Origin of the sequence: Legionella erythra, from assembly GCF_001467615.1 — a bacterium.
Taxonomy (GTDB): Bacteria; Pseudomonadota; Gammaproteobacteria; order Legionellales; family Legionellaceae; genus Legionella_C; species Legionella_C erythra.
In genome coordinates this window covers 140,329-159,846 of record NZ_LNYA01000032.1, presented here as the reverse complement: position 1 = coordinate 159,846, position 19,518 = coordinate 140,329, and the positions used below count along the sequence as shown (strand labels likewise).

Sequence of the window (19,518 nt, the reverse complement as noted above, 5' to 3'; positions counted from 1 at the left end):
GAAAATGGCCCATCAATCCGTATTGTTACAGGAAGCAGTCCAAGGCCTGGCGATTAAGCCTGACGGCATTTATGTCGATGGCACATTCGGCCGCGGCGGACATGCACGCGCCATCCTGGACCATCTTTCCCCAACTGGCCGGCTGATTGCCATCGATAAAGATCCGGCGGCAATAGCCTATGCAAACGATCATTTCAGTCAGGATCCGCGGTTTACCATCATTCACGGTTCGTTTGCCGATCTGCCACGTTTTGCGGCCGAGGCGCATGTGGCTGGCAAAATTGACGGCATTTTGCTGGATTTGGGTGTTTCCTCTCCTCAATTGGATGAGCCTCTGCGTGGATTCAGTTTTATGCAGGACGGCCCTTTGGATATGCGCATGGATGTGACACAGACAACAAGCGCGGCTGATTTCATCAATCGTGCGGATGAAAAAGACTTGGTCCGGGTATTTCGCGAGTACGGTGAAGAGCGTTTTTCTGGCCGCATTGCCCGGGCCATTGTAGCGGCAAGAGAGCAAAGCCCGATTGTCACCACGCAAAACCTGGCTGAGATTGTGAAACAGGCCAATCCCAAATGGGAAAAGCACAAGCACCCGGCGACACGTGTATTCCAGGCCATACGCATTTACATCAATCAGGAATTAACGGATTTGGCCGCCTGCCTGAATCAAGTCATGGAGACATTAACGATAGGCGGCCGGTTGGTCATTATCAGCTTTCATTCGTTGGAAGACCGGATAGTTAAACAATTTATGCGCGATAAAGAGCAAGGGATTCGCCCGCCGCCCGGCGTCCCGGTGCGCGCAAGTGAAATGGTCAGTTGTTTTAAACGCATCGGTAAAGCCATCAAACCCGGTGAAGTAGAAATAAGACAAAACGCCAGAGCCCGTAGTGCGGTCCTTAGAATAGGAGAGAAAACAGCATGAATGCCGCAGCAAGAGCAATTAATCAAAGCAACTTATTTAGTGGACAATTACTGGAAATGCGCCTGTCAAAACAATGGTGTTTGATCTTGTCGTTACTCTTTGCAGTCCTGGTCAGTTCGTTAGCCGTTATTTACACGACCAATGAACATCGATTAAGCTTCAGCCAATTGCAGCAATTGGAGCAACAAAGCCACCAATTGCAGTTGCAATGGGGGCAATTGCTGCTGGAACAGGCGAGCCTGGCTACCCCTGCGCGTGTAGAACAGCTGGCTACGGAGAAATTGCAAATGAGATTACCGTCCGATAAAGACACTTATGTATTACAGCAACAATGACTAGCAAAGGGCATAAAGCGCGTTTAATTGTCGTCTCTGTTTTTTTTACCGCTTTACTCGCGGCCCTGCTTTGGCGGATAACGGATTTAACCATTCTCCACCGCCAGTTTCTCAAAGGCCAGGGCGATGCCCGAAGCTTAAGAATTGTCGATATTCCCGCTTACCGCGGCATGATCGTTGACCGTCAGGGCACGCCTCTGGCGGTCAGTACCCCGGTCAAATCATTGTGGGTAAACCCCAAAGAATTTTCACCTGATAAAAAGCAGCTGCTTGCCCTGGCCAAATTATTAGGCATGCCGCCCAAAAACCTGGTTTCGCAAATTCAACGGGCCAGTTCAAGGGAATTTCTCTACTTAAAGCGGCAACTGCAACCGGCGTTGGCTAAGCAAATTGAGCAATTAAAGATCCCGGGTTTAAATTTTCAGCAGGAATTCAAGCGTTATTATCCGGAGACAGACAGCACCGCGCAACTGTTGGGGTTTACCAATATTGATGATGTGGGGATAGAAGGTCTGGAGTTGGCTTATCAGGACTGGCTGATGGGGGTGCCCGGTAAGAAAAGGGTATTAAAAGACCGTACCGGCCATATCATCGAAGAATTGGGTGTAATCAAGGAACCAAGACCCGGTCACGATCTGGTTTTAAGCATCGATCGCCGCATTCAGTACCTGGCTTATCATGAGTTGCAGAATACCCTGGAGAAATTTGCAGCCAAGTCCGGTTCAGTGGTGGTGCTCGACTCACAAACCGGCGAAATTCTTGCGGCCGCTAACGCCCCCTCGTTTAATCCCAATGTGCGCGGCCGCTATACCCGCGAGAGTTACCGCAACAAGGCGATTACTGACATTTTTGAGCCCGGCTCATTAATGAAGCCTTTCAGTATTGCCAGTGCGTTAGGCAGCGGCCAGTTTACACCTGAAACCATCATTGACACCCGTCCGAGCTGGATGATTGTTCATGGTCATACGGTGCGTGATGTGCATAATTACGGTGTACTGGATGTGACCGGCGTGCTGCAGCATTCGAGTAACGTCGGCGTGACTAAAATGATTCTTAAAAGCCCGCCGGAACAATTGATTGGTTTGTTGCAGCGCAGCGGTTTCGGGCAGCGGACGGAAAGCGGCTACCCGGGTGAAAGCGACGGGGCGGTGGTCAAAGCCAAGGATGCCAATCCATTTGTTTTAGCCACACTGGGCTTTGGGTACAATATTTCAGTGACTGCCCTGCAATTGGCCAAAGCCTATTTAATTTTCGCTAACCACGGTAAACTTCATCCTGTGACCTTATTGCACAATGACACGACGGAAATCGGCGAGCAGGTGCTTGACACTAAAACAGCCGATCAGGTCCTGGCGATGATGGAGGCTGTATTAGGCAATGAGGGCACGGGGAAAGCGGCGAGAATTCCCGGATACCGGGTTGCCGGTAAAACCGGTACAGCGCGTGTAGCGGGCAAAAACGGGTATGAATCCAACCGGCATATTGCCAGTTTCGCTGGCATTGCCCCTGTTTCTTCCCCGCGGCTTGTGGTTGTCGTAGTCATTCATGAGCCAAGCCGTAACGGGTATTATGGAGCAGCTGTGGCGGCACCGTTGTTTGCCCAGGTCATGTCGGGCGCATTGCGAATTCTAGACATACCTCCTGATAAAACCACACCGTGAGGTGATTATGAAATTGTCTGACCTTTTAAAACACTGGACGACTGTCAGCCAGGACTGTGACATTACCGGCCTTTGCAATGACAGCCGCAACGTGAAGCCGGGTGATTTGTTTATCGCCTACCCGGGTTCAGCGGTTGATGGCCGTTTGTTTATCCCTCAGGCATTAGCACACGGGGCTAAGGCAGTCGTTTACGAGCCTGGCGACTGGCCTTTAAGCGATTGCCCCCCTTCGTCTTTTATCGGTGCGCCGCTGCCCAAGCTTGCCCGCCATCTTGCAGCCATTGCCAGCCGATTTTATGACGATCCCAGTAACACCATGCAGGTCACCGGTGTTACCGGCACGAATGGTAAAACCACCATTGCTTACCAATTGGCCCAGGCGCATGCTCTCCTGGGAACCCGTGCGGCTTATATTGGCACGCTGGGGCAGGGTGAGGCTGACCAATTACAGCCGCTGGGTAATACCACGCCCGATGCTCTGGCGTTGCAATCCCTGTTTGCTCACTATCGGCAACGGAAAATCGCACAGGTGTGCATGGAAGTGTCTTCCCATGCCTTAGCGCAACAACGGGTAGACAGTATTCATTTTAATCAGGCAATTTTTACCAACCTGACCCATGATCATCTCGATTATCATCTGACCATGGACGCTTATGCGGCGGCCAAGGCAGCCTTGTTTAAAAAGACCGATTTACAATGGGCCATTGTCAATGGCGATGACGCTTATGCCGAGAAAATGATTGCTGCTATTCAACCGCCCTGCCGTTTGTTGACCTATGGGATTTATGAAAGTGCGGACATCCGTGCCTTAAATTGGGACGTCAGCCTGTCTGGGACCTGCATTGACGTCTTATCCCCCTGGGGAGAATACCAGCTTAAGATAAACGCGCTGGGCTTTTTTAATATTTATAATGCCCTGGCTGTATTCTCAAGCCTGCTGGCAGCGGGTTACCCCCATGATGCGGTTGTTCAGGTGATGTCCCAATTGCAACCGGCCCCCGGCCGCATGGAAGTGGTGGCGCAGAAACCCTGTGTGATTGTCGATTATGCCCATACCCCTGATGCGTTGGAAAATGTATTGGCGACGCTTGAAAAAGTTAAAAAAGGCAAAATGCTCGTGGTTTTCGGCTGCGGCGGTGATCGCGATAAAACCAAGCGGCCCATGATGGGCAGAATTGCCAGCCAGTATGCTGACATTGCCATCATTACCAGCGACAACCCCCGTACTGAAAATCCAGAGGCAATTATTCACGAAATAGAACAAGGCATTTCCTCGCACCCGTCGCTTTATAAAATTGTCAACCGGGAAGAAGCGATTGCCAAAGCAGTCAGTCTTGCAGACCAGAATGATATCGTCCTGGTAGCCGGCAAAGGCCATGAAACGTATCAACAGATTGGCCAGGTTTGTCATCATTTCTCTGATCAGGAAATCATTCGCGGCATATTGCGTTAATCAGCGCCAAGAAGAGCCTTTAAAGACGGGCTGTCGGTCGCACTGCTATAAGTACTGAAGTCATGACGAATGGTATGTGCCCTGCGTAATTGAAGAAAGGCTTGTTCCTTGTTGACAGCCTGTTTAAATGCCGCGGTTTCCTTTGCCGGGTTATAGAGGGACAGCAGAAGGGATGGCCAGCCATCACGATCAGCCTGAGCGGGTAGGGCTTGCCTCACCGGTAAAGGCTCGGGCAATGGTTTCAGACCATAGTGCGCATGCAGTTTATCGCTGAGTAAGGTCATTGCCCGTTGTTTGGCTTCAAGGCTGTGGCCGGCGATATGAGGCGTGCAAAGCAGCGCGCTTGAGACAATGGCCTCATTAACTGCGGGTTCATTGCCATAGACATCTGTACAATAACGGATATGGGGGAATGTCAGCACGTCAGCCTCATTGACAATGCCCCCTCGCGACGCATTAATAATCACCGTGCCCGGTTTCAATTGGCGTAAAAAATCGGCATTGAGGCTGTTGCGGCTGGGGTAGGGTAAGGCATCGTGCAGATTGGCATGCACGCAAATCAAATCGGAGGCTGTTAATTCGTCAAGGCTGCAACTGTGAAACCCAGGTTCCCTGTCTGCCTTGGGCGGATCAAAACAGCGCACTGTCCATTGGGCGGCCTGCAACCGTTTCGCCACCCGCAACCCCACTTCACCGTAACCGATAATGCCAGCCTGCTGACCGGCCAGTGGTTGATTTAGTTCAAACCAGGCTAAAGTCGCCATCACGTAGTCAGCGACTGCCTGGGCGTTACATCCTTTGGCATCGACCAGAGTGATTCCCCGGCTGCTCAGAAATGCTTCATCGAGGTGATCAATCCCGCTGCTTGCTGTCGCGACGCAGTCGAGGGTGTGATGACCCAGCAAGGCGGCATTGACGTTTAACGTGGAACGGCACAGCAGAACATGCTTTCCCGGCAGCAGCGAGGGAATGTCAGCAGGATGCTGGTATACACTGACACAAAACGGCGCAGGAAATGCGGTTTTAAGATTGGGCAGCGAGGCATCAGCAAGCAGATGGATCATAGGTGGAACACATAAGCTAAGGCGCTTAACGCTGCGTGAATGAGCGGGTTAATAATCCAGCTCAACGCGCCAAGCATCATCAAGGCTAACAGGATAAAAAAGCCGAACGGTTCAATTTTTTGCAATTGGATGGCGGCTTTGTAAGGCAGCAGGCTGATGGCAACTCGTCCCCCGTCTAAAGGCGGGATGGGTAGCAGATTAAAAAAGGCAAGCAGCAGGTTAATCAGTATGCCGGCTCGGGCCACCAGCAGGAAAAACAAGGCAATGGTGGAGGATTCCGGGTGAAACAGCGTCGATAATTTCAGACAGGCGGCCCAGAATGCGGCCATCAATAAATTGGCAAGCGGTCCGGCGGCGGTAGCCAGAGCCATGTCGCGGCGCGGATGGCGAAAATGACTGGCATTGATGGGCACGGGTTTGGCCCAACCGAACACAAAATTAAACTGGCTTAAAATCAACACCAGAATGGGAATAAGAATGGTACCGATTAAATCAATATGCCGCAGCGGATTAAAGCTGACTCGTCCGAGCATGCGCGCCGTGCTGTCACCTAATTTATCGGCGACTAAGGCGTGAGCGGCTTCATGCAGGGTAATGGCGAACAGCACGGGAACTATCCAGACGGCGATTTGTTGAATGGTGGTCAATTCAGGCATAGGTTGTTCACAATAAATCATTCTTCGGGCTAGATTTTACGGGCACTTGTCAGGGTACTCAAGTACTATCTCTTCTGACCTTTAAGTATAGTATTTCTTAACATGCTCCTATATCATGTTGGCTTTGTCTTAAGGATGTCGTCTTCAATGAGTTGGCCACGGCGGGTATATTACGGGTTGCTGTTCGGTTTATCACTGCTTGTTTTTTTACCAGGGATTGCCAGGCTACCGGTTATTGACAGGGATGAAGCTCATTTCGCCCAAGCCACCCGCCAGATGCTGCAAACGGATAATTATTTTCAGATTCGCTTTCAGGAGCGTACCCGCTTTCAAAAACCGCCCGGTATTAACTGGTTACAGGCGGTGAGCGTTAAACTTGTCGGTCATGATGGCGGCGCTCGTATCTGGCCCTACCGCCTCCCTTCGTTTTTGGGGGCTTTACTGTCAGTCCTGTTGACCTTTGCTTTTGCCAGCCGCTTTGTCAGCCATAAAACCGCCTGGATTGCCGCCGCATTATTGGCCTCCTCCCTGCTGTTAACGGTCGAAGCGCACATGGCGGTCATTGATACCTCTTTATTGTCCTCGGTTTTATTGATGCAGGGAGCCTTGTGGATTATTTATCAGGGGGCGCTTGATAACCGCCGGGTATCACTCGTCTGGCCCATTCTCTTTTGGCTGGCCATGGCCTATGGATTGGTGCTTAAGGGGGTGACGCCTTTGGTTGGTGTGTTGACGGTAACGGCCCTTTGTGTGACAGAACGCCGGGTTGCCTGGCTTAAGTCGCTTAAAATAATTCCCGGATTGCTGCTCTTTACAGCACTAAGCTTAGCCTGGCTGTGGATGTTGAATCAGGCCGAACAGAGCAATTACCTGATGCAGATGCTCAATAAAGACTTGCTGCCCAAATTGCAGGGCGGGCATGAATCGCATGGCCAACCCCCGCTGTTTCATTTAGCTCTGCTGCCGCTGACTTTTTGGCCGGCCTCACTTTTTCTATGGCAGGCAGGCGAGTATGCCGTTCGCCGACGCCAGATGCCAATCGTGCGGTTTTTATTATGCTGGATTATCCCCACCTGGATTTTCTTCGAATTGATGCCGACCAAACTGCCTCAATACGTGCTGCCGACTTTTCCAGCCATCGCCCTGTTAGCCGCTCTTGCGATTGAACAGGGGATGAAGACGCCTGGAAAGTGGCTGCGATGGCTGCAGGGCGGGTGGTTGCTGCTGTCAGGAAGCCTGCTGATGGCCTTGGCAATCATGCCCCGATTGCTGCATCTCGCCATACCGCCTGCGGGCTGGTTATTGGTGGGCATTGGACTTTCCCTCAGTTTGTTTGCCGTGTACTGTGCAAGACGCGGTCATTATCAGCGCACCTTTGTGGCGGTGGTATGCCTGGCGGCAGTGAGCTACCCGTTGATTTTTTCTGAGTTGCTGCCGCAATTAAAACCGCTCTGGGTTACGGAGACTGTCGCAAAAAACATACCGCCGCAATTGCTTAGTCGGGAAAAACCGCTTATTGTTGCAGGTTTTGATGAGCCCAGTCTGGTGTTTAATTTAAATACCTGGCTGGTGCGTTTTTCCGACAGCCAGACGGCTCAGGCGCGTTTAAAAAGCGGTCAAGCGCATCTGGCCCTGGTTGAGGCCGGTATCTATCAGACCTGGCCCCCTGATCGTTCAGTAAAAATATGGGCAAAAATGCAGGGGTATAATTACAGCAAAGGGCGTTGGGTTCAATTGTTATTGCTTGAACAGTCAGACAAAGGGGAGGGTTAATATGCCATTTGAGCGTTTATTTAAAGTAATGACGAAACCCTGGGTCATGTTGCTTTACGCACTGTTGGTTGTGGTTTGTTATCTTTATGTGGATAAGCCTGTCGCTCACTTTTTATGGCTGTCACATTTAAGCAAGCAGTTTCCGCCGCTGGTATGGTTTACTCACGCGGGTCTTGGGGCGGCTTATTTTATTCTTTTTTTCATGGCCGGGGTTTTTTTCCGCTACATTGTGATTAATCCGGTCTGGCAGATTCGCGCCTGGTTTATGTTAGCGAATACCCTCTTTGCCAGCGCTATCTGCGGTGTATTGAAAGTGCTGCTGGGACGCGCCCGGCCTAAAATGTGGCTGAATGACAATCTGTATGGGTTTTATGGCTGGAAATTGGATGCACATTTCCTGTCATTCCCCTCTGGACACACCACGACTATCATGAGTGTGGTGCTGGCATTGAGTATTCTGTTTCCAAGGCACTGGCTGGCCCTCATTTTAACCGGCATGCTGGTGGCTTTTTCACGGATCCTGCTGGTTCATCATTACATCAGCGATGTGCTGGCGGCGAGTTACCTGACGCTGTTGGAAGTGGGGTTTGTTTATTATGTGTTTCGCAAAAAATCTTGGCTATTGCCTGCCTTGCAGGATGAAAATGATAAATCTGGACGCGTTATGCGGCAGTTTGGAGTAAAGAATGGATAATCGTATCAATCTGTCAGTTGTTATTCCGGTTTACAACGAGGAGGATAATGTCGATATTCTCTACAATGAGATTGTCAGGGCCTTACCGGATGAGCAATTTAATTTTGAAGTGGTTTTTGTTGATGACGGCAGTACCGATCGCACCTTAAGCTGTTTAAAAAGTAAGGCACAAACGTCACCGAAGTTGCAGATTGTCGCTCACAAACGGAATGCGGGGCAGAGTGCCGCGCTAGTCAGCGGTGTACGCGCTGCCCGTTTTAATCTTATTGCTACCCTGGATGGGGATGGCCAGAATGATCCCGCGGATATTCCGCGCCTGATTGCCTGCATAAAGAATAGCCGTACGGTGATTTTAGGTAATCGTGCCCGCCGCGATGATAACCGATTGCGCCGTATTTCTTCCCGGGTGGGGAATGGCGTTCGTCGCCGTTTGCTCAAGGACGAATGCCCCGATACGGGTTGCAGCCTGAAAATTTTTCCGCGCGAGGCTTTTTTGAGTTTGCCGCATTTCAATCACTTGCACCGCTTTTTGCCGGCATTGTTTAAGCGGGCGGGATATCAACTGATTAACGTACCGGTAAATCATCGTCCGCGTTGGCATGGCGTATCGAAATACGGGGTGATGAACCGGTTATTTGTCGGCATTCATGATTTAATTGGTGTTCGCTGGTTGCTTAAACGTCCCTGTGCACCGGAGATTATCAGCAATGAATAACGGCATGATTTGGTTAATCATTGGTTTAATTGGCCAAGGCATTTTTTCTGCCCGTTTTATTGTCCAATGGTTAGTCAGTGAAAAAGAGAAACGAAGCGTGATCCCTGTGGCTTTCTGGCATTTAAGCCTCTTAGGCGGGGTCACCCTGCTTTTTTATGCAATTTATAAACAGGATCCAGTGTTCATTCTTGGGCAGTCTACAGGGGTCTTTATTTATGCGCGTAATTTGTTCCTTATCTACCGTGAACGCTCCTCCCGCGTATTAAAAAGCAATGTGGTCAAGGGATAAACATCATCCCTTCAGGCAGATAAAATGAGCGAACAGCTCGCCGTTAGCTGGATTGACACTGTTGATCGTTCCCCCCATGGAAGCCCCTTCCTTGAAATGGTTAATCCAGAAGGGGGGCTCCTCCGGTCCCCAGAGTAAAACACCATTGCCGCCCTTGAAGGCGAGAGGTTTGTCATTGCCTCTTTGCAATTCAATCTGCGCATGGGGAAAATGCCAGGACATGGTGCCCAGCATGAAATGATTTGCTGCGTAAAAATAATCGGGTTTAGAGCAATGCTGCTCAATGGATTGCGCTAATTGCGTAAAGGCATGCTCACGATTTGCCTGATGCCCTGACTGGGCGCGGCCAATGACCAGGATAATAATCAGCAGTTGCCACATCAAACAGAAAACAATGAATCGCTTGGCCTGTTTTTCCCAGGATTGATGCTGATTCAAAAGGCTAAAAAAGAGCAATGGGCACATAAAAAGAACAGGAATTAGCCAGCGCCCCAGAAATTCTTTAAAACCGGATACCAGTACAACAGCCAACACCAAAAGAACGCTGCAAGTAAAATAACGAAAAAGCGGGTGTAGGGTTGTCTTAAGCGCATCCCGTTTGGGGACAGAGAAAAACAGACTTGAAAATAAGAAAAGAGGGGTTGTAAACAAAATCACTGACAAAAGATATTTATAGAGGCCATGCGCAAGCGATTTTTCTTCGGGCGCCAATTTATAGCTGCTTTGCAAGCCCAAAGCATGATGTTGCCAGAGCCACAACCCGTAAGGAGAAACAATAAGCAGAATCATCAGCAGGGTGACACCAAGTCGCCAGTTAATCAATCGTTGACGGTTGGCTGGCAAGCTTAGCGCGGTGATAATCAAGGCGGCAAGAAACAATAAGTAATTAAATTTCGATAAACAACCTGCGCCAATAAGAATACCCAAAACAGCATACCAGGCCACGTTATTTTTCTTGACGGTAAAAAACCAGAGCCAGGTCAGGCAGGCCAGCAACAGGGCGAGTATCGAATGAGTATTATCTTTAATCAAATCAAAGCTAATGGCGGGAATCAAAGTCCAGGCGCAAAGTGCAGACCAGGCTAAGGCTGAATTGGAGCAGTAATACCGGCAAAGCTTAAAATAGCTGCAAAGACATCCCAAGAACAGAGTGTATTTTAAAATGGCCAGAGAGAATAAATTGTGGCCAAATAATTGAAAAACACCGTATTGCAGCCAGGTATACAAAGGTGGTTGAAACGGGTAACCGAAAGCCAGCTCGCGTGCCATGACCAACTGCTCCGCTTCATCGATTTCAAGCGCATGCCCGCGCAGAAACAGGCGAATGAGCAGAAATACAAGAATATACAGAGTAATATAAAGCAATGGTCTTAAGGATGGTTCTGATTGAAATGTGTCAGAATTAGCAAATCCAGACACATCGTTGCCTAAAGTTGAGCACAATTGTTGGTTTTTTTTAAGCATTACATTAAGCTGATAGTCACAAACAACATGCATGGTAACAATTTTTTTGGCATGCGGTAAGTAAGGGAAGACTTCCATGAAAAATTTCGATGAAGAATTAACTAATCTGGTAAAAACATTCGCTGATTATGACAATAATGCCTATCACTCTAAAAAAACCACGTCCCCCCAGCAAGTCGAAGCGCAGGCTGTTGCCTTATTTACACAATACATGACTCAGGATGGGTTTGAACCGGATGCCATCAATAAACATTATAAAACCTTGGCTCGTTGGTTCCACACGGATAAATTGCACAGCGAAACAGCTGAAAAAAAATGGTTGAATGCGGTTTTAAGCACGCCTGAAAGTAATGGGGGCGCCTTTAAGGTGATTGGTTATGTCCGGGAAAAATTACTGAAACCCAAGGAGAAAAAGGGAAATTATTTTGCCGATGTATCCAGTATGGAGGATTTATTGGATCAGTTAAAAGCGGAAAAGGAAGGTGCGGCCACACGCACCCAGCGCGCTTTGATGCAGAGTATTATTGATGTGCTGGAGTCGGCCCGTGGTTACCATGACACGGTTTCGTCTGACAACCCGTTGTGGCTTCAGGGTGTATTACACAGTTTACCCTATATCAGCGGGGGTATTTGCGTCGGCTTTTATGTAAAAGAACTGGCCTTGCTGTATGCATCGATTTATTTAATTTCAGCAAGTGGCCAATGGCTTCATGGATCGAGCAAGACGCGTTGGCAGGTATTGGGAAAGCAGATGCAATCCTTCAGCGTAACCCTCGAAAATGCGGTAATGGCTTTATTAGGCAGCTTAGTCAATTTAAATTATACAGCCCTGTATCAAATTCGGCATATTGGGGCGGGGCTAGGCAATGTGTTGTACTATTATCTGGTACCGGCCATCGCAGAAAAACCGGCCATGGAAAAAACGGAGGAAAAAAAGAGCCCAGTATCAGAGCAAAACGCCCTGATGCTGCAGTTAACGCCATCTTCTACTGCCGAAAAGACGCTCGCACCCCAGCATTTGCTCGGTGGTGCTGAGTTTTCCACACTCGAAGGCAAACTGGTTGCTCTTCCTTTAGAAGAGTACAAGAAAAAACAACAACGACAATATTTTAGCACCTGGCGTTTGGGTGACACCAAAGGTAAGGTATTGGCAGAGGCAATCACTGCATTACAGCGTCTGGATGAAGCGCCAGTGTCTGTAGAAAAATTTAAAAAAATAGAAAGCCATTTAAATCAGGTGGCGAGTCAACCCTTGTTCCGTGACAAATCCAGCCAATCGGCTAAAGCACTTGCAATCGCTATTCAACTGGCCAAACATTTAACTGCCCAACCGCTGCCCCTTGAAGTCACGCCGCCTCTCATGATAGAAGATCAGCCCAAAACCAAACAAGAGGCCGAGGACGATGAGTGGAGTCTCGACACCCAGTATGCGATGTAGGGAAGTCCCTGGTTTTTTTGTTACCAACCATTCGATTGAGGGACGTATGAACGTTGTTGTCTATGGCGCGGGTTATGTGGGTTTGGTGTCAGCTGTGTGTTTCGCACAAATGGGGCATCAGGTGGCGTGTGTTGATGTCGACGAGGCGCGGATTGCTGCCTTGATTGAGGGCCAATGCCCGCTCCATGAGGAGGGGTTGCCTGCCTTGCTGCAGGAGCAGATTCAAAATAACCGCCTCGTTTTTACAACCGATGTAAGCCAGGCCGTCCCTTCTGCGTCATTGCACGTCATCGCGGTGGGCACGCCAGGCCAGGACGATGGCAGCGCTGATTTGTCGCAGGTGTATGATGTCGCTTCCCAAGTCGTTGAGCACACCAGGAGAGACTGTGTGTTGGTGATAAAATCCACCGTCCCGGTTGGTACGGGTGATTTGCTGGCCGCGCACGTGGGTCGCCTGTTGCAGAAGCAGAACAAATCCCTGCGTATCCACCTCGCCTCAAATCCCGAGTTTTTACGGGAAGGTTCGGCTGTTTATGATTTTTTAAACGCTGATCGGATTGTGATTGGCGGCAATGAAGCGGCGATTGCCGCCTTAACGCGGTTTTACGAGCCACTCATTCAAAAAGGCATTCCGTTGCTGGCCATGAGTCAACGCTCAGCTGAACTGACCAAATACGCGGCCAATGCGCTGCTGGCCACTAAAATCAGTTTTATTAATTATATGAGTCAGTTGGCCCAGCAATGGGGCGCCAACATCGATGAAGTCCGGGAAGGCATGGCCCTTGATCATCGCATTGGGCCGCATTTTCTTCAGCCCGGGATCGGTTATGGCGGTTCCTGTTTTCCCAAAGATGTGAAAGCCTTAAGCCACAGCGCACGATTGGCTGGGCTAGACACGCGATTTCTTGAGGCGGTTGAACGGGTTAACCATCAGCAAAAACAATGGATTGTGGGGCAATTGTCCGCTTATTTCAATGAAAAACTGGCCGGATTGAATATTGGCCTCTGGGGTTTAGCCTTTAAACCGGGAACCGACGATCTGCGTGAGGCCAGCAGCCTCGTGATTCTTAAAGCCCTGCTGCAGGCAAAGGCCAATGTGTTTGTTTATGATCCGGCCGCCATGGGGCGTGCCCGGGAATTATTCAAAGAAGACGTCGGGATCACCTGGTTAGGCAGTGCAGAGGCCGTGTTGCAGCAGAAGCTGCATGCCCTGGCGATTATTACCGAGTGGTCTGAATTTAAGCATTATCCGCTGGATGAGTTGCAAAAAAATCTGGGTACAGCGCCCATTTTTGACGGCCGCAATTGTTATCGCCTGGAGGCGGCAGCTGATGCCGGCTTGCTTTATTATTCCATTGGCCGCCCTGTGGTCAATCAATCCTTTCGTCAGACTGCGCCAAAAACCAGTCTGCACGAAGAAACCGTTTAATCCTGTCTCGCAAGGAGTGTGTTGATGCAAATTACTAAAGCGGTCTTTCCGGTAGCGGGTCTGGGATCACGTTTTCTACCCGCTACCAAGGCAAATCCTAAAGAAATGTTGCCGATTGTGGATAAGCCCCTGATTCAATATGCTGTGGAAGAAGCCGTTCGTGCCGGTATTACCCACATGATTTTTATTACCAGTGCCGGTAAGCGATCCATTGAAGATCATTTCGACAATCAGTTTGAGCTGGAAAGCCGCCTGCAGGAGCAGGGGCGGGACCATTTATTGTCGTTGGTAAAAAATGTGTCCCCCGAAGGCATTCATTTTACCTATGTCCGGCAAAATCAGCCGCTGGGATTGGGGCATGCCGTGTTATGTGCTGAGCATGTGGTTGGCATTGAACCGTTCGCGGTTTTGCTGGCCGATGATTTAATTGACGATGCCAGGCTGCCCTGCTTAGCCGCCATGACCGAGTATTTTGATTCGACCCATCATTCCCTGCTGGCGGTGCAACCGGTGCCCTGGGAAGATGTGCATCAGTATGGGGTGGTTGAAATTGATAATCGCGAGGATGATTATTCTAACATCAAGGCCATCATTGAAAAGCCAGAGCGCGAAGCTGCTACTTCGAATCTCGCGGCGGTCGGCCGCTATGTTTTTACGCCTGGCATTTTTTCCTGTCTTAGAGAGACCAAGCCGGATCGCCGCGGCGAAATTCAGCTAACGGATGCCATCCAGCGCCTGTTGTCGCGCGAACCCGTGTCGGTTTTTCAATTCAAGGGCCGCCGTTACGATTGCGGCTCCAAACTGGGTTACATCCAGGCCACGGTTGAACTGGGATTGAAACACCCTGAAATCGGAGAATCCTTCCGCCATTATTTACAAACGCTTGGTTGTGGAACAAGATGAGAAACCAGCGTCCGATGCGTCGATGAAACAGAGAGGAGTACGCCTTGTTTTTCTGGTGACATCTGGCAAGATGCAGACTACATTTAAAATTCAGTGAGGAACACGATGAAAATTCTAGTGGCAGTGAAGCGCGTCATCGACCCTTATGTCAAAATCAGGGTTAAAGCGGATCAGACTGGTGTTGAAACCCAGAACATTAAAATGGCCATGAATCCGTTTGATGAAATCGCAGTGGAAGAGGCCATCCGCCTGAAAGAAAAGGGACTGGCGAGTGAGGTGGTGGTCGTTTCGATAGGGAATGCGTCCTGCCAGGAAACGTTGCGTCATGCCTTGGCCTTAGGCGCGGACCGGGGTATTCATGTGCAAAGTGAGGGTGTTCATACCAGCCTCGACATTGCGAAAATACTGCAGAAAATCAGTGAAAAAGAAGCACCGCAATTAATCCTCATGGGTAAGCAATCCATTGACGGCGATAATAATCAAACCCCGCAAATGCTGGCGGCGTTACTGGATTGGCCACAGGCGACTTACGCGTCTGAGTTGACGGTGGAGGGAAATAACATCCAGGTCACCCGTGAAATTGATGGCGGACTTGAAACCCTGGCCATGCCGCTGCCCGCGGTGGTAAGCACCGATTTACGGTTGAATGAACCGCGTTATGCCAGTTTGCCCAATATCATGAAAGCAAAAAAGAAACCGCTGGACAGCATGGACGTGAACACGCTTGGCTTGTCATTAAAACCCCATGTTGAAATTATTTCCGTCAAAGCGCCGTCCACTCGTTCAGGCGGCGTTAAAGTGGAGTCGGTGGCTGAACTGATTAACAAATTACAACACGAAGCCAAAGTGCTTTAATAAAGGAGAACGCATGAGCACTTTAGTCATTGTCGAACACGATAATCATACGATGCATCCTGCTACCCGTAATACTTTGGCGGCTGCGAAGGCATTTGGTGATGAGATTGTCCTGCTGGTGGCTGGCAAGGATTGCAGAAAAGTAGCCGAACAGGCCGCCAGTTTAAGCGGTGTGCATAGCGTCTGGTGGGTTGAACATGAGCAATACCAGCATGTTCTGGCTGAAAATTTAGCGCCGCTTGTTGTCAGTAAGGCAAGTTCATTCCATGCTATTCTGGCGCCATCCTCGACGTTTGGCAAAAACCTGTTGCCACGTATTGCCGCCAAACTCGATATGGTCCAGATTTCAGACGTCAGTAAAGTAGTCAACAAGGATACCTTTGAACACCCCGTGTATGCTGGCAATGCGATTGAGACCGTCAGGGTGCTTGATCCCATTAAGATCATGACCATACGAAGCACGGCCTTTGATGCGGTTTTTTCTGAACAAAGCCCTTGCTGCATTGAACAGATTGAACCGATCACAACGGTTGCCAAGACCCAATTTATTCATCATGAACTGAGTCGCTCTGAACGTCCGGATCTGGGCAGTGCAAAAATCGTGGTCTCAGGCGGGCGCGGTTTGCAGAGTGCTGAAAAATTTAAATTGATTGAGGAATTGGCTGATGTGCTGGGGGCGGCTGTTGGCGCATCCCGTGCAGCTGTGGATGCGGGTTTTGTACCCAATGATTATCAGGTGGGACAAACCGGGAAAGTGGTGGCGCCAAGCCTTTACCTCGCGGTTGGCATTTCAGGCGCGGTACAGCATCTGGCTGGCATGAAAGATTCAAAAGTTATCGTAGCGATTAATAAGGATGAGGATGCTCCCATTTTCCAAATCGCTAATTACGGTTTAGTGGGTGATTTGTTTGAAATAGTCCCCCAGTTAATTGAACAATTAAAGCAGTGTAAGGGGAATTAGTATGTTGGTTGGTGTTCCAAAGGAAATTAAACCGCAAGAAAACCGCGTGGGCCTGGTGCCGGGAAGCGTGAAGGAAATTATTCGCGCCGGCGGGTCAGTTCTGGTTGAAAAGGGCGCAGGAAACGGCATTGGCATTAAGGATGAGCAGTACCTTGCCGCTGGTGCGCAAATCGTCGATACCGCCGACGAGGTCTTTGAACGGGCGGAATTGATTGTTAAGGTCAAGGAGCCTCAGCCGATTGAGTGTCATCGTTTGCGTGAAGGGCAAACCCTGTTCACCTACCTGCACCTGGCCCCGGATCCGCAACAAACCCGTCTTCTTAAGGAATCCGGGGTTACCGCCATTGCCTACGAAACCGTCACCCAGAATGACGGCGGCTTGCCGCTGCTCACCCCCATGTCGCAAGTGGCCGGCCGCATGTCCATTCAGGCGGGCGCACACTGCCTGGAGATGGCTCAAGGGGGCAGTGGGGTATTGCTCGGCGGGGTTCCCGGGGTGGCGCCGGCTAATGTCGTGGTTATTGGCGGCGGTGTCGTGGGCACCAATGCAGCCCGTATGGCCATGGGGATGGAGGCGCGCGTGACGGTATTGGATAAGTCGCTGACCCGTTTAAGAGAATTGGATTTTCAATTCGGCGCTAAATTAAATACCATCTATGCGACTGTCGGGGCTTTGGAAGAATATGTCACCGCAGCAGATTTGGTGATCGGTGCTGTGCTCGTTCCCGGTGCTGCTGCCCCCAAACTGGTCACCCGCGCCATGCTCAAAGCCATGCGGCCGGGTTCTGTGGTGGTCGATGTAGCTATTGATCAAGGCGGGTGTTTTGAAACCAGCCGCCCGACTACCCATCAGGAGCCGACCTATGTCGTGGACGATATTGTGCATTATTGCGTAGCGAATATGCCCGGTGCGGTGCCGAGAACGTCAACTTTCGCTTTAAATAATGCCACCTTGCCCTTTGTTTTGAGTTTAGTCACCAAGGGCGTCAAACTGGCGTTGTTAAGCGATGGGCATTTACTCAACGGCTTGAATGTTCATAAAGGTATGATTACGTATGAAGCGGTAGCCCGTGATCTGGGTTATGAATACGTAACGGCAACGGATGCCTTAGCGGTTTAAATCTAATTCCCCCTACGCTATTGCATAGGGGGATGCCAATCGATTTATGATCGGAATAAGTTAGAATGAAACGGCTCCGGGGTGTCGGTTTCTTCGAATGCTGCACCGGCTTCAGTGGCGGGGGTTATTGATTTGATAATTTCCGCGTGTTTTTGTTTTGCATCGTTAAGAGCGTTGGTTGTAGACTCAAGAGATTCACGGAGGCTTTTAACCTCGCTGTTTACGTTGCGAATATTTTGGGTGCTTTCTAGCACCTTGGAATCGGCTTCCCAGAGCTTTTTCCCGAGCATTCTTGCCCTGTCCTGAATAGGTTCAGAAGTAAAAAAGTTGAAAGCCCATATAACCAACCGTTGAAATCCATTCGCCTGCTTATTGGCCACCTGAAGGCCCCATTGGTAAACCCAGGTATTGGACTCTTCCAGCTGTTGATTTTGGGCCTTGAGTTCCTCATGTTGCTTATTCAGGACGATTAATTGATTTTGCTTATCTATTAGTTGTTGTGTAAGCTTTTCGTATGTTTCGGTTAAATAGCTCACTTGATACGTCGAGGCGGTTAAAGAGGCTTCGAAGTGATCTTTTTTGACCGCTGCCATGAGTCTTAAAAAATCGCCCATCTCACCGCGTGTTGGCGTTTGGGCAATAAAGGATTCTATATCGCCTTTAAGGCTGGTTTCGCGCAAGTAGTCGTTTAAACTCGTCACCTCACTGGCAACCTCATCGTATTTTTCCTCTTCCGCCGAATAGGCCTGCCCCTGAATCAATCGTGCTTCTAAATAGGTGTATTTTTGCTCCAATTCCTGCCATTTTTTAAGATGGGCTTCGTCCTCAATGGGAGGCATTTTCCTGCAATAGAGATCATTTAAAAGAAGCATGGTGATGAGATAATGATTGGTATTAGCCTCATCATAGGCATAATGACGATCTGACGTTTCTTTTTTTCGTAAGGCGTTCGCCTCACGAATAGCATGATCCAACTCTTCCAACGTTGCGTGTTGATAGTCATGATTGAATTGCTGCTTTTGGGATAAAAAATGGTGGTATAACCTGTTAAACATGGGCATCTTCTTTGTTTCGTGTTTAATTATTTTAGCGTTTAATGATTAAGAAAGTATTAATTACTGCAAAATGTCCTCTGCAATCTTTTCGCGGGAGAGAAAATAGGAGTAGAAATTGCTCTTTTTTTTCTGGCGAAGAATGAAGAAAAATCCATTCTTTTGATAATGACGAGTTTATTTGATGAAGGATCTCCTTTTAACCAGAGCAAAGGGTTTACGTCACAACAGCACGGCAGCAGAGCATCGATTGTGGTCCTGCCTGAGAGGGCATCGCCTGCAAGGTTTAAAATTCAAAAGACAAATGCCCATCGGCGGCTACATTGTTGATTTTGTTTGTATTCAACACAAATTAATCATTGAACTGGATGGCGGCCATCATATTTTGAATAAACAATACGATGAACAACGAACCCTTTTTTTAAATGCCAGGGGTTATAAAGTGTGCCGATTTTGGAATGATGATGTGCTGTTGAAAACAGAGGCTGTGCTTGAGGATATTATTCGCTGTTTATCTCTACCCCCCTCTCCCCAACCCTCTCCCGGAGGGAGAGGGGGTTATTGATGGATGGGGGTAGATCAGTGTGTCGGTCGTGGGTGTTAGCCATGTGTCGGGTCGTGTACTCCCTCTCCCCAACCCTCTCCCGGAGGGAGAGGGGGTTATTGATGGAGGGGGTAGATCAGTGTGTCGGTCGTGGGTGTTAGCCATGTGTCGGGTCGTATACCCA

At 49.4% G+C, this 19,518-nt stretch carries 19 protein-coding genes; 15 read left to right on the top strand and 4 right to left on the bottom strand.

Annotated elements, in window-relative coordinates; genetic code table 11:
- Positions 1-4 precede the first annotated feature (4 nt).
- Genes rsmH through Lery_RS10605 form a run of 4 tightly spaced genes read left to right on the top strand, consistent with a single transcriptional unit; the run spans position 5 to position 4,377 of the window.
- On the top strand, positions 5-928 hold the full coding sequence (gene rsmH / locus Lery_RS10620; RefSeq protein WP_058527232.1) for a 16S rRNA (cytosine(1402)-N(4))-methyltransferase RsmH: 924 nt from the start codon (positions 5-7) through the stop codon (positions 926-928).
- On the top strand, positions 925-1,263 hold the full coding sequence (ftsL, locus tag Lery_RS10615; protein ID WP_058527231.1) for a cell division protein FtsL: 339 nt from the start codon (positions 925-927) through the stop codon (positions 1,261-1,263). Before rsmH ends, ftsL begins: the two co-directional genes overlap by 4 nt.
- Complete coding sequence (locus Lery_RS10610) at positions 1,260-2,924, top strand: peptidoglycan D,D-transpeptidase FtsI family protein (protein ID WP_058527230.1); 1,665 nt, start codon at positions 1,260-1,262, stop codon at positions 2,922-2,924. The genes ftsL and Lery_RS10610 overlap by 4 nt, the downstream gene beginning before the upstream one ends.
- Positions 2,925-2,931: 7 nt before the next feature.
- On the top strand, positions 2,932-4,377 hold the full coding sequence (locus Lery_RS10605; RefSeq protein WP_058527229.1) for a UDP-N-acetylmuramoyl-L-alanyl-D-glutamate--2,6-diaminopimelate ligase: 1,446 nt from the start codon (positions 2,932-2,934) through the stop codon (positions 4,375-4,377).
- On the opposite strand, the gene Lery_RS10600 is transcribed toward Lery_RS10605, so the two are convergent.
- Positions 4,374-5,441, bottom strand: coding sequence for a 4-phosphoerythronate dehydrogenase (locus tag Lery_RS10600; RefSeq protein ID WP_420324161.1), 1,068 nt, complete (start codon positions 5,439-5,441; stop codon positions 4,374-4,376). The two genes, Lery_RS10605 and Lery_RS10600, sit on opposite strands and share 4 nt — an antisense overlap.
- A complete protein-coding gene (locus Lery_RS10595; protein WP_058527228.1) occupies positions 5,438-6,097 on the bottom strand; it encodes a site-2 protease family protein in 660 nt (219 codons plus the stop codon). Before Lery_RS10595 ends, Lery_RS10600 begins: the two co-directional genes overlap by 4 nt.
- A 147-nt stretch (positions 6,098-6,244) precedes the next feature.
- Here Lery_RS10595 and Lery_RS10590 point away from each other — a divergent pair, with 147 nt between their 5' ends.
- The 4 genes from Lery_RS10590 to Lery_RS10575 are packed head-to-tail and all read left to right on the top strand — an operon-like array spanning position 6,245 to position 9,568.
- Positions 6,245-7,870 (top strand): ArnT family glycosyltransferase, encoded by a 1,626-nt coding sequence (locus tag Lery_RS10590; protein WP_058527227.1) that lies wholly within the window; start codon positions 6,245-6,247, stop codon positions 7,868-7,870.
- A 1-nt stretch (position 7,871) separates the two neighbouring features.
- On the top strand, positions 7,872-8,564 hold the full coding sequence (locus tag Lery_RS10585) for a phosphatase PAP2 family protein (RefSeq protein ID WP_058527226.1): 693 nt from the start codon (positions 7,872-7,874) through the stop codon (positions 8,562-8,564).
- Complete coding sequence (locus tag Lery_RS10580) at positions 8,557-9,279, top strand: glycosyltransferase family 2 protein (protein WP_058527225.1); 723 nt, start codon at positions 8,557-8,559, stop codon at positions 9,277-9,279. Before Lery_RS10585 ends, Lery_RS10580 begins: the two co-directional genes overlap by 8 nt.
- Positions 9,272-9,568 (top strand): lipid-A-disaccharide synthase N-terminal domain-containing protein, encoded by a 297-nt coding sequence (locus Lery_RS10575; protein WP_058527224.1) that lies wholly within the window; start codon positions 9,272-9,274, stop codon positions 9,566-9,568. Before Lery_RS10580 ends, Lery_RS10575 begins: the two co-directional genes overlap by 8 nt.
- Before the next feature lie 3 nt (positions 9,569-9,571).
- Here the strand turns inward: Lery_RS10575 and Lery_RS10570 are convergent, their stop codons facing one another.
- Positions 9,572-11,032: an ArnT family glycosyltransferase gene (locus Lery_RS10570; protein ID WP_162262965.1), complete on the bottom strand. Its 1,461-nt coding sequence runs from the start codon at positions 11,030-11,032 to the stop codon at positions 9,572-9,574.
- A 76-nt stretch (positions 11,033-11,108) separates the two neighbouring features.
- Here Lery_RS10570 and Lery_RS10565 point away from each other — a divergent pair, with 76 nt between their 5' ends.
- From Lery_RS10565 to ald, 6 genes are all read left to right on the top strand, one after another.
- Positions 11,109-12,470: a hypothetical protein gene (locus Lery_RS10565; RefSeq protein ID WP_058527222.1), complete on the top strand. Its 1,362-nt coding sequence runs from the start codon at positions 11,109-11,111 to the stop codon at positions 12,468-12,470.
- Between the two features lie 46 nt (positions 12,471-12,516).
- A complete protein-coding gene (locus tag Lery_RS10560) occupies positions 12,517-13,899 on the top strand; it encodes a UDP-glucose dehydrogenase family protein (protein ID WP_065230289.1) in 1,383 nt (460 codons plus the stop codon).
- Between the two features lie 21 nt (positions 13,900-13,920).
- On the top strand, positions 13,921-14,802 hold the full coding sequence (gene galU / locus Lery_RS10555; protein WP_165481482.1) for a UTP--glucose-1-phosphate uridylyltransferase GalU: 882 nt from the start codon (positions 13,921-13,923) through the stop codon (positions 14,800-14,802).
- Between the two features lie 105 nt (positions 14,803-14,907).
- Complete coding sequence (locus Lery_RS10550; protein ID WP_058527220.1) at positions 14,908-15,657, top strand: electron transfer flavoprotein subunit beta/FixA family protein; 750 nt, start codon at positions 14,908-14,910, stop codon at positions 15,655-15,657.
- 13 nt (positions 15,658-15,670) lie between these two features.
- Positions 15,671-16,618 (top strand): electron transfer flavoprotein subunit alpha/FixB family protein, encoded by a 948-nt coding sequence (locus Lery_RS10545; protein ID WP_058527219.1) that lies wholly within the window; start codon positions 15,671-15,673, stop codon positions 16,616-16,618.
- 1 nt (position 16,619) lies between these two features.
- Positions 16,620-17,738 carry an alanine dehydrogenase gene (gene ald / locus Lery_RS10540; protein WP_058527218.1) on the top strand — a complete coding sequence of 373 codons (1,119 nt, stop codon included), beginning with the start codon at positions 16,620-16,622 and terminating at the stop codon, positions 17,736-17,738.
- A gap of 44 nt (positions 17,739-17,782) precedes the next feature.
- Here ald and Lery_RS10535 read toward each other — a convergent pair whose 3' ends face one another.
- Positions 17,783-18,793, bottom strand: a complete 1,011-nt coding sequence (locus Lery_RS10535) for a hypothetical protein (RefSeq protein ID WP_058527217.1) — start codon at positions 18,791-18,793, stop codon at positions 17,783-17,785.
- A 181-nt stretch (positions 18,794-18,974) separates the two neighbouring features.
- Between Lery_RS10535 and Lery_RS10530 the strand changes: the two genes are divergently transcribed.
- Positions 18,975-19,355: an endonuclease domain-containing protein gene (locus Lery_RS10530; protein ID WP_058527216.1), complete on the top strand. Its 381-nt coding sequence runs from the start codon at positions 18,975-18,977 to the stop codon at positions 19,353-19,355.
- Positions 19,356-19,518: the final 163 nt, after the last annotated feature.

Coding starts and splice junctions, on each gene's coding strand:
- ald (WP_058527218.1), top strand. CDS start 16,620: ATGTTGGTTGGTGTTCCAAAGGAAATTAAACCGCAAGAAAACCGCGTG.
- Lery_RS10545 (WP_058527219.1), top strand. CDS start 15,671: ATGAGCACTTTAGTCATTGTCGAACACGATAATCATACGATGCATCCT.
- Lery_RS10580 (WP_058527225.1), top strand. CDS start 8,557: ATGGATAATCGTATCAATCTGTCAGTTGTTATTCCGGTTTACAACGAG.
- Lery_RS10595 (WP_058527228.1), bottom strand. CDS start 6,097: ATGCCTGAATTGACCACCATTCAACAAATCGCCGTCTGGATAGTTCCC.
- Lery_RS10570 (WP_162262965.1), bottom strand. CDS start 11,032: ATGCTTAAAAAAAACCAACAATTGTGCTCAACTTTAGGCAACGATGTG.
- Lery_RS10565 (WP_058527222.1), top strand. CDS start 11,109: ATGAAAAATTTCGATGAAGAATTAACTAATCTGGTAAAAACATTCGCT.
- Lery_RS10585 (WP_058527226.1), top strand. CDS start 7,872: ATGCCATTTGAGCGTTTATTTAAAGTAATGACGAAACCCTGGGTCATG.
- Lery_RS10535 (WP_058527217.1), bottom strand. CDS start 18,793: ATGTTTAACAGGTTATACCACCATTTTTTATCCCAAAAGCAGCAATTC.
- Lery_RS10610 (WP_058527230.1), top strand. CDS start 1,260: ATGACTAGCAAAGGGCATAAAGCGCGTTTAATTGTCGTCTCTGTTTTT.
- Lery_RS10530 (WP_058527216.1), top strand. CDS start 18,975: ATGAAGGATCTCCTTTTAACCAGAGCAAAGGGTTTACGTCACAACAGC.
- ftsL (WP_058527231.1), top strand. CDS start 925: ATGAATGCCGCAGCAAGAGCAATTAATCAAAGCAACTTATTTAGTGGA.
- rsmH (WP_058527232.1), top strand. CDS start 5: ATGGCCCATCAATCCGTATTGTTACAGGAAGCAGTCCAAGGCCTGGCG.
- Lery_RS10590 (WP_058527227.1), top strand. CDS start 6,245: ATGAGTTGGCCACGGCGGGTATATTACGGGTTGCTGTTCGGTTTATCA.
- Lery_RS10550 (WP_058527220.1), top strand. CDS start 14,908: ATGAAAATTCTAGTGGCAGTGAAGCGCGTCATCGACCCTTATGTCAAA.
- Lery_RS10600 (WP_420324161.1), bottom strand. CDS start 5,441: ATGATCCATCTGCTTGCTGATGCCTCGCTGCCCAATCTTAAAACCGCA.
- Lery_RS10605 (WP_058527229.1), top strand. CDS start 2,932: ATGAAATTGTCTGACCTTTTAAAACACTGGACGACTGTCAGCCAGGAC.
- Lery_RS10560 (WP_065230289.1), top strand. CDS start 12,517: ATGAACGTTGTTGTCTATGGCGCGGGTTATGTGGGTTTGGTGTCAGCT.
- Lery_RS10575 (WP_058527224.1), top strand. CDS start 9,272: ATGAATAACGGCATGATTTGGTTAATCATTGGTTTAATTGGCCAAGGC.